This is a genomic window from Streptomyces sp. NRRL WC-3742 (assembly GCF_000720635.1).
Taxonomy (GTDB): domain Bacteria; phylum Actinomycetota; class Actinomycetes; order Streptomycetales; family Streptomycetaceae; genus Kitasatospora.
This window is the reverse complement of the sequence record NZ_JOCF01000089.1, coordinates 14765-27109: the sequence shown is the minus strand read 5'-3', so window position 1 is coordinate 27109 and position 12345 is coordinate 14765. Positions and strand designations below refer to the sequence as shown.

11 protein-coding genes and 1 pseudogene are annotated in these 12345 nt (G+C 71.1%); 7 read left to right on the top strand and 5 right to left on the bottom strand.

Annotated elements, in window-relative coordinates; genetic code table 11:
* The 5 genes and pseudogenes from IH61_RS0135340 to IH61_RS0135320 all read left to right on the top strand — a co-directional run.
* Nucleotides 1-258: pseudogene (locus IH61_RS0135340) on the top strand (hypothetical protein); the annotation flags it as partial.
* Nucleotides 259-534: 276 nt separating this feature from the next.
* Nucleotides 535-2274, top strand: coding sequence for a carbohydrate-binding module family 20 domain-containing protein (locus IH61_RS0135335; RefSeq protein WP_031077591.1), 1740 nt, complete (start codon nt 535-537; stop codon nt 2272-2274).
* Nucleotides 2275-2585: 311 nt separating this feature from the next.
* Nucleotides 2586-3644 carry an alpha/beta hydrolase gene (locus tag IH61_RS0135330; RefSeq protein WP_234327474.1) on the top strand — a complete coding sequence of 353 codons (1059 nt, stop codon included), beginning with the start codon at nt 2586-2588 and terminating at the stop codon, nt 3642-3644.
* A gap of 251 nt (nt 3645-3895) precedes the next feature.
* On the top strand, nt 3896-4777 hold the full coding sequence (locus IH61_RS0135325; protein ID WP_031077586.1) for a hemerythrin domain-containing protein: 882 nt from the start codon (nt 3896-3898) through the stop codon (nt 4775-4777).
* A 284-nt stretch (nt 4778-5061) separates the two neighbouring features.
* Entirely contained in the window at nt 5062-6027 is a 966-nt protein-coding gene (locus IH61_RS0135320) for a DUF1152 domain-containing protein (RefSeq protein WP_031077585.1), read from the top strand.
* Nucleotides 6028-6117: 90 nt separating this feature from the next.
* Here IH61_RS0135320 and IH61_RS0135315 read toward each other — a convergent pair whose 3' ends face one another.
* From IH61_RS0135315 to IH61_RS0135305, 3 genes are all read right to left on the bottom strand, one after another.
* A complete protein-coding gene (locus IH61_RS0135315; RefSeq protein WP_031077583.1) occupies nt 6118-6663 on the bottom strand; it encodes a DUF1707 and FHA domain-containing protein in 546 nt (181 codons plus the stop codon).
* Between the two features lie 148 nt (nt 6664-6811).
* On the bottom strand, nt 6812-7363 hold the full coding sequence (locus tag IH61_RS0135310) for a DUF1697 domain-containing protein (RefSeq protein ID WP_031077582.1): 552 nt from the start codon (nt 7361-7363) through the stop codon (nt 6812-6814).
* 101 nt (nt 7364-7464) lie between these two features.
* A complete protein-coding gene (locus IH61_RS0135305; protein ID WP_031077580.1) occupies nt 7465-7821 on the bottom strand; it encodes an arsenate reductase family protein in 357 nt (118 codons plus the stop codon).
* Between the two features lie 158 nt (nt 7822-7979).
* Between IH61_RS0135305 and IH61_RS0135300 the strand changes: the two genes are divergently transcribed.
* Nucleotides 7980-9068: a PP2C family protein-serine/threonine phosphatase gene (locus tag IH61_RS0135300; protein ID WP_051838584.1), complete on the top strand. Its 1089-nt coding sequence runs from the start codon at nt 7980-7982 to the stop codon at nt 9066-9068.
* Between the two features lie 68 nt (nt 9069-9136).
* Here IH61_RS0135300 and glnA read toward each other — a convergent pair whose 3' ends face one another.
* Nucleotides 9137-10549, bottom strand: a complete 1413-nt coding sequence (glnA, locus tag IH61_RS0135295) for a type I glutamate--ammonia ligase (RefSeq protein ID WP_031077577.1) — start codon at nt 10547-10549, stop codon at nt 9137-9139.
* Nucleotides 10550-10892: 343 nt separating this feature from the next.
* Between glnA and IH61_RS0135290 the strand changes: the two genes are divergently transcribed.
* Nucleotides 10893-11360 carry an RDD family protein gene (locus IH61_RS0135290; RefSeq protein WP_031077575.1) on the top strand — a complete coding sequence of 156 codons (468 nt, stop codon included), beginning with the start codon at nt 10893-10895 and terminating at the stop codon, nt 11358-11360.
* A 127-nt stretch (nt 11361-11487) separates the two neighbouring features.
* On the opposite strand, the gene IH61_RS0135285 is transcribed toward IH61_RS0135290, so the two are convergent.
* A complete protein-coding gene (locus tag IH61_RS0135285) occupies nt 11488-12177 on the bottom strand; it encodes a DUF4191 domain-containing protein (RefSeq protein ID WP_031077573.1) in 690 nt (229 codons plus the stop codon).
* Nucleotides 12178-12345: the final 168 nt, after the last annotated feature.

Below are 12345 nucleotides of genomic sequence, written 5' to 3'. Positions count from 1 at the left end.
AAGGCGACGCTGAGCTTCTGGCTGCACATCGACACCGCCGAGACGGGCACCACCGCGTACGACAAGCTGACGGTCTCCGTCAACGGCACCACGCTGAAGACGTACTCCAACGTCGACGCGGCCGCGGGCTACCAGCAGCGCACCTTCGACCTCTCGTCTTACGCGGGCCAGACGGTCACCCTGAAGTTCAACGGCGTCGAGGACTCCTCGCTGCAGACGAGCTTCGTGATCGACGACACCTCGATCCAGACCAGCTGAGGCCGCATGACGGCTGACGCGCACCGGTGAGGCACCGGTGAGGTACCGGTGACCGAGAAGGACAGGTGAGGGGCCCGGCGGCTACGGCCGCCGGGCCCTTGTCCGTTGCGGCCTGTCGTGGGCGAACCGTCTCCCGCCTGCGGAAACGTTACTGTCCTACCCCTTGACCCCGCTCCGTCGTCGGCCCTACGTTCTCTGAAAGTTTCCAGCAAGTTACAGAAACTTCCTGCAGTTCCCCGGCTGCCCCACCCCCCAGCCACCCCCCATGGAGACGACGTGGTCACCACCGCCCCCACGCGCCGGCCTGCCCGCAGGGCCGGCGCGCTCGCCGCTTCCGCGGCGCTCGCGCTCTCACTCGGCACCTCGCTCGGCGCCCCCACCCCAGCCCAGGCCGCCCCTCCGGCGAACAACGGCAAGGACGTCACCGCCACCCTCTTCGAGTGGCGCTTCGACTCCGTCGCCCAGGCGTGCACCTCCACCCTCGGCCCCAAGGGCTACGGCTTCGTCGAGGTCTCCCCGCCTCAGGAGCACATCCAGGGCCCGCAGTGGTGGACCTCCTACCAGCCGGTCGGCTACAGGATCGCCGGGCGGCTCGGCGACCGTACGTCCTTCAAGAACATGGTCGACACCTGCCACGCGGCCGGGGTCAAGGTGATCGCCGACGCGGTGGTCAACCACATGTCGGCCGGTTCCGGCACGGGCACCGGCGGCACGGTCTACAGCAAGTACAACTACCCCGGCTACTACCAGGACCAGGACTTCCACTCCTGCCGGCAGGCGATCAGCAACTACCAGGACCGCACCAACGTGCAGACCTGCGAGCTGGTGAACCTCGCCGACCTGGACACCGGCAGCGCGTACGTCCGCACCACCGTCGCGCACTACCTGGACGACCTCGCCACCCTCGGCGTCGACGGCTACCGCATCGACGCCGCCAAGCACATAGCCGCCTCCGACCTCGCCGCGATCAAGGCCCAGATGGCCAACCCCAACGCCTACTGGGTGCAGGAGGTCATCTACGGCGCCGGGGAGCCGATCCAGCCCTCCGAGTACACCGGCAACGGGGACGTGGACGAGTTCCGCGTCGGCACCGACCTCAAGCGGATCTTCACCGCCGACAAGCTGGCGAGCCTGAGCACCTGGGGCGCCTCCTGGGGCTACCTGCCGAGCAACCAGGCCCGCAGCTTCCTCGACAACTGGGACACCGAGCGCAACGGCTCCACCCTCAACTACACCTACGGCAACACCTACACGCTGGCCAACGTCTTCCTGCTGGCCTCCACCTACGGCTCGCCCAACATCTACTCGGGCTACAGCTTCACCAACAAGGACGACGGCCCGCCGCTCGGCGGCACCGTGAACGCCTGCTACCAGGACGGCTGGAACTGCACCCACGCCTGGCGGCAGGTCGCCAACATGGTCGGCTTCCGCAACGCCGTCGCGGGCACCGGGGTGACCAACTGGTGGTCCAACGGCAACAACGCGATCGCCTTCGGGCGCGGCAACAAGGGCTACGTCGCGATCAACCACGAGGCGGGCGCGATCACCCAGACCTTCCAGACGGGCCTGCCGGCCGGGACGTACTGTGACGTCCAGCACGGTGACCCGCAGGCGGGCGGCGGCTGCACCGGGCCGACGTACCAGGTCGGGGCCGACGGGAAGTTCACCGCGACGGTCGGCGCGGGCGACGCGGTCGCGCTGTACGTCCAGTCCGCGGCGAGCGTCTCCGGCGCCTCGTTCAACGTCAACGCGACCACCTCGCCCGGCCAGAACGTCTACGTGGTCGGCGACGCCGCCGCGCTCGGCGGCTGGGACCCGGCCAAGGCGCTGCCGATGTCCTCCTCCGGCTACCCGGTCTGGTCGTTGACGCTCTCGCTGCCCGCCGGCACGTCCTTCCAGTACAAGTACGTGCGCAAGGACGCGAGCGGCGCGGTCACCTGGGAGTCGGGGGCCAACCGCACGGCGACCGTCCCCGGCACGGGAACGGTCACGCTCGGGGACACCTGGCGGCCGTGAACCGGTGAGCCCCGGGCGGGGGTCGGCGCGCCCCGCCGTCCGACCCCCGCCGTCCGACCCCCGCAGGGTGGCGGGCACGGTGAAGATCTTTACCTGATCGCGAACAAACATTGGATTCACGGTGGCCACCTCGCAACCGGGCCACCCCGACCCACGTCATAAGATCGCAGGAAGGTTCGCCCCCAGGAGGGACGGCGCACCGCCGCTCCGGGGCCGCACCAGCGCCGCGCCCCCGAGCCTGTCCGGCCCCACCGGGGGGCCACCACCCGGTCAGACGGACCGGGTGTGACATCGGTCGGAGAGTCCTCACCGTGCTTAGCCAGTCGTCCCGTTCCCGTGCCGTCCTGACCGGTGCCGTCACGCTCGTCCTGGCCGCCGCGCTCGCGGCATGCGGCGGTTCGGACGGCGGTAAGGGGGACAGCGCCAAGGCGGACGGCACCCCGGCGGCCACCACTCCGGCCGGCGACGCCTCCGCCACGACCGCCCCGGGCACCCCGACCGGCACCACCACCGCCCCGGCCGGCGGCGGGAAGGTGCTGATGCCGACCGGTCCGGCCGCGAGCCTCAGCAAGGTCCGGGACACCGGCGCCGGCCCGATCTTCCTGACCAAGGTCACCGGGGCGAAGTCCGGCGTCAGCGGCCAGGTCTGGGTCTGGCTGCCGCCCGAGTACAACGACCCCAAGTACGCCAAGACCGGTTTCCCGGTGCTGACCCTCTTCGCCGGCGGCCAGAGCAACGGCTACAACACCTGGACCGACAACCAGCTGCCGATCCAGGAGGAGAACGAGAAGCTGGTCAAGGAGGGCAAGGCCCATCCGTTCATCATGATCATGCCGGTGCAGAACTTCAACGGCGACGAGAAGAACGCGCTGGACTGCTCCGACATCCCGGGCCAGGCCAAGATGGCCACGTGGATGGCCCAGGACATCCCCGACTTCGTCCGCGCCAACTTCCGCACCGTGAAGGGCCGCGACGGCTGGGGCGTGATGGGCGCCTCCACCGGCGGCTTCTGCAGCGCGAAGCTCGCCCTGCAGTACCCGGACGTCTACAAGGCCGCGGTGCCGATCGACGGCTACTTCATCCCGGACTCCGGGCTCTGGAAGGGCCACGACGCCGAGAAGGCGGCCAACAACCCCGACATCCTGGTCACCCAGGGCAAGGCCGACGTGAAGATGTACGTCACCGCGGGCGGCGCCAACGGGTACGAGAAGAACATCGTCACGAACTGGGTGAAGAAGGCCGTCGCCCCGGTGAGCATCACCTACTACGAGCAGCCGGGCGGCAAGCACCTGACCTCGGACTTCAAGAAGATGATCCCGGACACGCTGGTCTGGCTGACCGCGAACCTGGCGGGGCCGGCCTCGGAGTGATCCCGGCCGCTTCCGGAAGCACCCCCGAACGACCCTCGAAGACCCCTCGAAGACCCTCGAAGACCCGCGGCGCCCCGGCGTCGCGGGTCTTCGCGCATCCGGCACCGAGGTCCGTGCCGAAGGCCCGGAAGGGCCCGTGACCTGCGCGTCAATCGGACATTGATTCCCTTCTGATCGACTTCGAGCACCTTGGATGGGGCCGCCTCACCCGGCCGACGCCCCATCCGCCCGCCAGTCGTGAAGAGAGTCCCATGCCGATCCACCTGCTGCCCCAGCCGTCCCCGTCCGTGCCCGAGCAGGCGCAGTCCGGGGCCTCCGGGGCCGACGCCCGGGCCGTGACCGCGTACGGACTCGACACCGACGAGGAACCGGTCACCTTCCGGTTCGCCGGGCTGCGGCTGGTGCACGCCGCGCTGCGCCGCGACCTCGCCCGGCTGCCCAACGCCCTGCGGCTGCTCCAGCCCGGGGAGGAGGACCAGGGCGAGGCGCTGCTGCGGCACTGGAACTTCATGACCGCGATGCTCACCTGCCACCACGAGCAGCAGGACACCCGGATCTGGCCGATCGTGCGCCGCTTCGCGCCCGAGCTGAGACTGCTGCTCAACTGGCTGGAGGACGACCACCACGGGCTGGACCACTCCTTCACCCGGGTCACCACCCTCGTGCGGATCGCCACCCGGGACACCGGCAGCGCCTGGCCCGTCGCGTACGCCATGGAGGACCTGGCCGCCCGCCTGGAGACCCACCTGCGGATCGAGGAGCGGCAGCTGCTGCCCCGCATGGAGAACGTGTTCAGCGAGGGCTCGCGCGTCGGGAGCCTCGGCGAGCTGCTGGACCTGCTGTCCTCGGCGGAGGGGCCGGGCGCGCCGGACGCGCTGGCCTGGCTGCTGGACGGCGTGGACGAGGCGCGGGTCGAGCAGCTGCTGGCCGAGTGCGACGACGACGTGGCGCGCAACTGGTCGCACTGGCGGGCCACGTACCAGCGCTGCACCGCGCGGCTGTGGGGCACTCCCGTGGCTTCCGACCTCGCCGACCACCCTGACCTCCCGGAGCACCCCGGCCTCGCCGACAACCCCGGCCTTCCCAGCCTCCCGTCCGACCTGTTCGGTTTCCCGGGCCCGGCCACGGACTGACCGGGGGGCCTTTTCGCGGCCCGCCGTTCTACGCGCGTGGCAGATCCCCCTGGCATATGCGTCGAGTAGCTGTCGAACCGTCAACTCTCCTTTCCCTCCAAGGGATCGGGCCAATGGACCTCGGGGTCACGACCACCGTGCGGCTCCGGGCCGGGCCAGGGAATGCCTACAGCTGCGCAAGTCCGACAAGGAGGACCACTTCGCCGAACTGCACGTCAACCGCTGACCGCTGACCGCTGGCCCTGACCGCCGTACGCCGACCCGGCGGTGCTACCGTCCGCCGGATGACCTCGCTGCTGCAACCTCCGCTGCTCACCCGGCTGCTGGCCGCCGACCGCGTCCTGATCGCCGGGGCCGGCGGAGGCTTCGACGTGTACGCCGGGCTGCCGATCGCGCTGGCGCTGCGCGCGGCCGGCAAGGAGGTCCACCTCGCCAACCTCTCCTTCACCCACCTCTACGGCCTGCCCGGCGAGGTCTGGCAGGAGCCCGACCTGGCCCGGATCGGGCCCGAAACCCCCGCGCCCGACGGCTACTTCCCCGAGCGCACCCTCGCCCGCTGGCTGCACCTGCACGGCATGCCCGACACGGTGTGGGCCTTCCCGACCACCGGCGTGCAGCCGCTGCGCGAGGCGTACCGACGGCTGCTCGACCACCTGGGCGGCGTGGACGCGCTGCTGCTGGTGGACGGCGGCACCGACATCCTGATGCGCGGCGACGAGATGGGCCTCGGCACTCCCGAGGAGGACATGGCCAGCCTCGCCGCCGTCGCCGGCCTGACCGAGGTGCCCGAACGGCTGGTCGCCTGCCTGGGGTTCGGCATCGACGCCCACCACGGCGTCAACCACTCCCTGGTGCTGGAGAACCTCGCCGCCCTCGACCGGGCCGGCGGCTACCTGGGTGCCTTCTCCGTCCCGCGCGACAGCCGCGAGGGCGCGCTCTACCTGGACGCCGTCGAGCACGCCAGGGCCGCGTTCCCCGAGCACCCCAGCATCGTCAACGGCTCGGTGGCGGCGGCGCTGCGCGGTGAGTTCGGCGACGTGCGCTTCACCGAGCGGACGAAGGGGGAGCAGCTCTTCATCAACCCGCTGATGACGCTCTACTTCGGCGTCACCGTCGAGGCGCTGGCCGCCCGGAACCTGTACCTGGAGCGGCTGGAGCGCACGGTGCTGATGCGCCAGATCGCCACCGTCATCGCGGAGTTCCAGGACGAGCTGCCCGCGCAGCGCCCGCGCCGCCAGTTCCCCCACTGAACCGGCTGAGCCCACTTGACCGGCTGAACCGGCTGAACCGGCTGAACCCGTTGAATCAGTTGAACCCGCTGAACCCGCTGAACCGCAGGGTCAGCCCGCCTCGAGCCGGAACTCCAGGTTGCCGAACCGCACCTGGTCGCCCGGCCGTACGAGCACGGCCCCCGCGATCCGGCGCCCGTTGACGTACGTCCCGTTGGTCGAGCCCAGGTCGTACAGCACCCAGCCGACGCTCTCGTGCCGCAGCTCGGCGTGGTGGCGGGAGACGGACGGGTGGTGCAGCCGCAGCGCCGACCCCGGGATGCGACCGATCGTCAACTGCCCGGCGCCCGCCTGCGGCAGGGCCAGCCCGGGCAGCCGCTCGGTGCGCCAGGCCCGGTTCAGCCGGCCGCCGAAGGCGGAGACCCGGCCGACCGTCCGCAGCACAGCGCGCTCCACCGGCCCGCCGGTCGGCAGCCCGGCCAGTACGGCTTCCAGCTCGCCCCGGCTCTCGGCCCGCAGGGCGAGGTCCATCCGGCCCAGGAAGGTGTCGTGGGAGAGCCGCCCGCTGCCCGCGCCGTCCTTCAACGCGTCGATCGCCTGGTCCCGTTCGGCGTCGGACGGCCGCAGGCGGCCCGTGTGGGACTCAGGAGACGTCATGGCCCGATTGTCCGCTCGGCCTGTTCGGGGTGTCCAGAGAGTACGGAGAGCAGGACAGCGCGGGGAGCGCGGGGAGCGCCGCGGGCCGGCGGCCGGGGGTGTACGTCACTGAGCGACAGACGCCGCGCCGGACCGCCCGGTTCCTCGATCACCCCTTGCGGGCGGCGGCGAGGATCTTCTCCGTGGTGTGCAGGAACCGCGAGGTGACGGACCCCTTGTACGACTTGTCGAGGAACTCCTTCGTGACCCACTTGCCGTCCTTGAGGTGCACGACGAGGTACGCGGCCCCCGCGTCGGCGCCGATCACCTCGACGTCGCCCTTCGGGGAGCGGCGCGGCACGGGGAGGTCCGCGGGCAGCGGTTCGGAGAGGAAGGCGATCACCAGCCGCACGTCCGGCGTCACCTCCACGCCCCGGAACGGCTCGGCGGCCAGCAGGTCGGCCACCTCGTCGACCGTGCGCAGCAGCACCGGCACCGGGTAGCCGAGCCCGGCCTCCAGGTGCGCCTCGATCCGGGCGGTCAGCGCGGCGCGGTCCGGCTCGTCGGTGGTGAAGAAGACGTTGCCGGTCTGGATGTACGAGCGGACGCCGCCGAGCCCCAGCTCGGTGAAGAGAGCGCGCAGTCGCTCCATCCTCACCGTCCGGCCGCCGACGTTGATCGCCCGCAGGAACGCGATGTACGTGGTGCTCGTGGTCGTCACCCGGCCAGTGTGGCACCCGGGCACCGGGCACCGACAGCCGCCCGGGCACCGGGCACCGGGCACCGACAGCCGCCCGACCGCCGGTGCCCCTGGCCGTGCGACTACGGCAGGACGGTCCTCAGGACCTCGGGGGTCCGGGCGACCACGGCGTGGCCGTCGTCCGTGGTGATGATCGGCCGCTGGATCAGCACCGGGTGCTCGGCCATCGCGGCGATCCAGCGGGCCCGGTCGGCGGGCTCCCTGGTCCACTGCCTCATCTCGAGTTCCTTGGCGGCCGGCTCGTCGAGGCGGGTGATGTCCCAGGGCTCCAGGCCCAGGCGCTCCAGCACCTCCTCCAGCTCGCCGGCGCTCGGCGGGTCCTCCAGATAACGCCGCACGGTGTACTTCATCCCGGCCGCGTCGAGCTCCTTGAGCGCCGCACGGGACTTGCCGCACCGGGGGTTGATCCAGATCTTCATACCGTCAACCCTACCGACCCGCCGCCGCCCGGGCCCGGGACCGCCACCGACCTGCTCGGCAACGGCCTCGCCCTCCTCTTCGGCGTGGGGGAGCATGGAGGGACGAACCGGTTGATCCGGCCGGATCCTCCCGGAACGGTCGGGCAGGAGGTCCCACCGTGCCCGCAGCACCCCGCCCGCCGGGCCCCGCGGTCGAGCAGCCCCCGACGCCGCGGTGGGTGCTCTGGCTGCCGGTGGTGCTGCTGGTGCTCGACCTGGCCGCCGAGGCCCTCGTCCCCGACGCCGTCGCCGCGGGCTTCCTGCTCACCGCCCTGCCCGTGGTCGCCGCGTTCAGCTACGGCCCGGTGCTCACCGCCGCCACCACCGGCGGCGCCCTGGCCCTGCAGGTCCTGCTCGCACTGCGCGCCGGCCACATCGACGAGCAGCACCACGTCTGGGTCTACATCGCCACCCTGCTCTCCGGCGTGATGGGCACCGCCCTGGCCTGGCAGCGCACCCGCCAGAACCGCACCCTGCTCCAGGCCCGCACCGTCGCCGAGACCCTCCAGCGCACCGTCCTGCGCCCCGTCCCCGACCGGGCCGGGGGCCTGCGGGTCGCCGGCCTCTACCGCCCCGCCCAGGCCGAGGTGCTGGTCGGAGGGGACCTGTACGAGGTCTGCGACACCCGCTACGGCGTGCGCGTCCTGCTCGGCGACGTCCGCGGCAAGGGCCTCGGCGCCGTCCGTACGGTCGCCGACGTGCTCGGCGCCTTCCGCGCGGCCGCGCACGACACCCCAGGGCTGGTCGACCTCGCCGACCAGCTGGACCGCGCCGTCCTGCGCGACGCCGCCGACCGCGGCGACGACGAGCTGTTCGCCACCGCCGTCCTGCTCCAGTACCTGCCCGGCTCCGACTGCGTGGAGATCGTCAATCGCGGCCATACCACCCCGCTGCTCCTCGCCGACGGCACCATCTCCCCGGTCTCCTGCGCCGACGAACTCCCCCTCGGCCTCGCCCACCTCGGCCCCGCCGACGCCGGCAAGCCCACCGCCGTCGCCCTGCCCCCGGGCCACACCGTCCTGCTCTACACCGACGGTGTCAGCGAGGCCCGCGACGCCGCCGGCGCCTTCTACCCCCTCACCGCCCGCCTCGCCGCCCTCGGCCCCGCCACCCCCGACCGCGTCGTCTCCTTCCTCGCCCAGGACGTCCACACCTTCGCGGGCCTCCTCGCCGACGACCTCGCCATCCTCGCCCTCACCCCCGACTAGCCCGACCGCCGCAACGCCCGCACCACGCCGACCGACCGGTCGACGTGGTGCGGGCGTTGCGGTTCCGATCAGAGGTCGTAGTACAGCTCGAACTCGTGCGGGTGGGGGCGCAGGGCGATGGGGGCGATCTCGTTGGTGCGCTTGAAGTCGATCCAGGTCTCGATCAGGTCCGGGGTGAAGACGTTGCCGGCGAGGAGGTACTCGTGGTCGGCCTCGAGGGCCTCCAGGACGGCGGGGAGGGAGGACGGGACCTGGGGGACGTTGGCGTGCTCCTCGGGGGCGAGCTCGTAGAGGTCCTTGTCGACGGGCTCGAGCGGCTCGATCTTGTTGCGGATGCCGTCGAGGCCGGCCATCAGCATGGCGGAGAAGGCCAGGTAGGGGTTGGAGGACGGGTCGGGGGCGCGGAACTCGATGCGCTTGGCCTTGGCGTTGGAGCCGGTGATCGGGATGCGGATCGCGGCGGAGCGGTTGCGCTGGGAGTAGACCAGGTTGACGGGCGCCTCGAAGCCCGGGACCAGTCGGTGGTAGGAGTTCACCGAGGGGTTGGTGAAGGCCAGCAGCGAGGGGGCGTGGCGCAGGAGGCCCCCGATGTAGTAGCGGGCGGTGTCGGAGAGGCCCGCGTAGCCCTGCTCGTCGTAGAAGAGCGGGGAGCCCTCGGTCCACAGGGACTGGTGGACGTGCATGCCCGAGCCGTTGTCGCCGAAGATCGGCTTCGGCATGAAGGTGGCGGTCTTGCCCGCCCGCCAGGCGACGTTCTTGATGATGTACTTGAACAGCATCAGGTCGTCGGCCGCGTGCAGCAGGGTGTTGAACTTGTAGTTGATCTCGGCCTGCCCGGCCGTGCCGACCTCGTGGTGCTGGCGCTCGACCTGCAGGCCGGCCTTGGCCAGCTCCAGGGACATCTCGGCGCGCAGGTCGGCGAAGTGGTCCACCGGCGGGACGGGGAAGTACCCGCCCTTGTACTTGACCTTGTAGCCGCGCGCGTCGCCCTCGGCGGCGCCGCTGTTCCAGGCGCCGGCCTCCGAGTCGATGTGGTAGAACGACGCGTTGGCGCTGGTGTCGAAGCGCACCGAGTCGAAGACGTAGAACTCGGCCTCGGGCCCGAAGAACGCGGTGTCGGCGATGCCGGAGGAGGCGAGGTACGCCTCGGCCTTCTTGGCGACGTTGCGCGGGTCGCGGCTGTACGCCTCGCCGGTGACCGGGTCCTGGATGAAGAAGTTGATATTGAGGTGCTTCTCCGCCCGGAAGGGGTCGAGGCGGGCGGTGGCGAGGTCCGGGACGAGGGCCATGTCGGACTCGTGGATGGCCTGGAAGCCGCGGATCGACGAACCGTCGAACATCAGGGTCTCGGACGGGTCGAAGGTCGCCGCGGGTACGGAGAAGTGCTGCAGGACGCCCGGCAGGTCACAGAACCTCACGTCGACGAACTTGACGTCATTGTCCTGGATGTACTGCTTCACTTCGGCGGCGTTGTTGAACATCCATCCTCCTCGGCTCGCGAATTGGGGCTCACCCTAGGAACGGGTCGTTTCCGGCCGGTGACCCGTTCGTTTCCTAGATGTTAACCACGTCCGCCGAGTGGGTGGCAAAGGCGTACGGGATCGGGCAAATCGCCCTGCCCACCTGGGAGTCCTTTACAAAGTGGTCTGGACCACTTCGCGGGCCCCGTCAGCCGCGCGATCGCGATTCACCCGCGCGTGGAGAGGGCGCCACGCCGAGGAGGAGCCGAGCAGGGGCCGACGCGAGGTCGAGCAGAGGCCGACGCGAGGTCGACGCGGGGGAGCCGATGCCCGGCCGCGGTGTGAGCCCGGTTAGTGTGGATTCGTGGACACCAGAGAAGCGTTGGGATCGTGGATCGACGGCCCCAAAGCCGCCGCCGAGAAGATGGGCGCCGACTTCGGTCACCGGGGCGAGCGCCTCGGCCTGCCGAAGGAGGGCCCCGGCTCCGTCGCCGGACCGGGCCGCAGGATCGGTGCGCTGGTCGTCGACGGCTGGCTGGTCTCGATGATCTCGTACGGCCTGATCGCCAAGGGCGACGCGGGCCACGCCAACCTGTGGACCACCCCGCTGTTCTTCGTCGTCACCGCCGTCCTGCTCTCCACGGTCGGCACGACCGTCGGCAAGCGGCTGTTCGGCCTGCGGGTCGTCCGGCTGGACGGGCAGCGCGCGACCATCCCGCAGGTGCTGCTGCGCACCGTGCTGCTCTGCCTGGTCGTCCCGCCGCTGGTCTGGGACCGCGACACCCGCGGTCTGCACGACAAGGCCGTCGGCACCGTCGAGGTCCGGATCTGAGCCCCGCAACACGTAGACCGCTCGTAGGCCGCTCGCGGAGATAGGCCGCTCGCGGACACGAGACGAAGGGCCCCGCCGAGATCCTCGGCGGGGCCCTTCGTCGTAGCAGTCGGATGGGGGTGAGGGGTCAGCGGACCTGGCCGCCCTTGGGCATCCGGGCGCCCTTGGGCATCGGGCCCTTGGGGATCGGCGCCTTGGAGAGCAGGTCGCCCAGCGCGCGCAGCCGGTCGTTGGTCTCGGTGACCTGGGTGGCGGTGATGGCGCGCGGCAGGCGCATCAGGTGGATCTGGAGCTTCTTGAGCGGGATCTCGCCCTCGCCGGTGCCCACCACGATGTCGTGGACGGGGATGTCGCCGACGATGCGGGCCATCTTCTTCTTCTCGGAGGCCAGCAGCTGGCGCACCCGGTTGGGGTTGCCCTCGCCGATCAGCGCGATGCCCGCCCGGCCCACCGCGCGGTAGACCGCGTCCTGGTTGCGGGTGACCGCGACCGGGGTGGTGTTGGAGCTCCAGCCGCGCCGGATGTTGCTCAGCACGGCCGCGACGGCGCCCGGCTGGCCCTCCATGCGCCCGAAGGCGGCACGTTCGGCGCGGCGGCCGAAGACGATCGCCACGGTCAGCACGGCCACGATGAACCCGAGGATGCCCAGGTAGATCGGGTGGTCGATCGCGAAGCCGATGGCGAGGAACACGCCGAAGGTCAGCAGACCGATGCCGGCGATGATCAGGCCGATCTTCGGATCGACCTCTTTGGTCATTTTGTACGCCTGGCGGATCTGCTTGAGCCGCCCGGGGTTCTCGGATGTTTCCCTCGCCATAACGCTCATGGTACGTGGCACGGGCACGGGATATCCAAGCCCGGGTGCCCGTTCGTCCGAACCGTGACCCGGGTGCCTGCTCCGTGCCTGGTCAGCGGTGGTTCGGCCCGGCCGTGTCCGGGGCGCTCGCCGCCTGCACCCGGTCCGCCGCGTGGCGCCGGTTCTCGC

What these genes read in the sequence shown, in the direction of transcription:
- IH61_RS0135325 (WP_031077586.1), top strand. Translation starts at nt 3,896, where the DNA reads ATGCCGATCCACCTGCTGCCCCAGCCGTCCCCGTCCGTGCCCGAGCAG.
- IH61_RS0135320 (WP_031077585.1), top strand. Translation starts at nt 5,062, where the DNA reads ATGACCTCGCTGCTGCAACCTCCGCTGCTCACCCGGCTGCTGGCCGCC.
- IH61_RS0135315 (WP_031077583.1), bottom strand. Translation starts at nt 6,663, where the DNA reads ATGACGTCTCCTGAGTCCCACACGGGCCGCCTGCGGCCGTCCGACGCC.
- IH61_RS0135305 (WP_031077580.1), bottom strand. Translation starts at nt 7,821, where the DNA reads ATGAAGATCTGGATCAACCCCCGGTGCGGCAAGTCCCGTGCGGCGCTC.
- glnA (WP_031077577.1), bottom strand. Translation starts at nt 10,549, where the DNA reads ATGTTCAACAACGCCGCCGAAGTGAAGCAGTACATCCAGGACAATGAC.
- IH61_RS0135285 (WP_031077573.1), bottom strand. Translation starts at nt 12,177, where the DNA reads ATGGCGAGGGAAACATCCGAGAACCCCGGGCGGCTCAAGCAGATCCGC.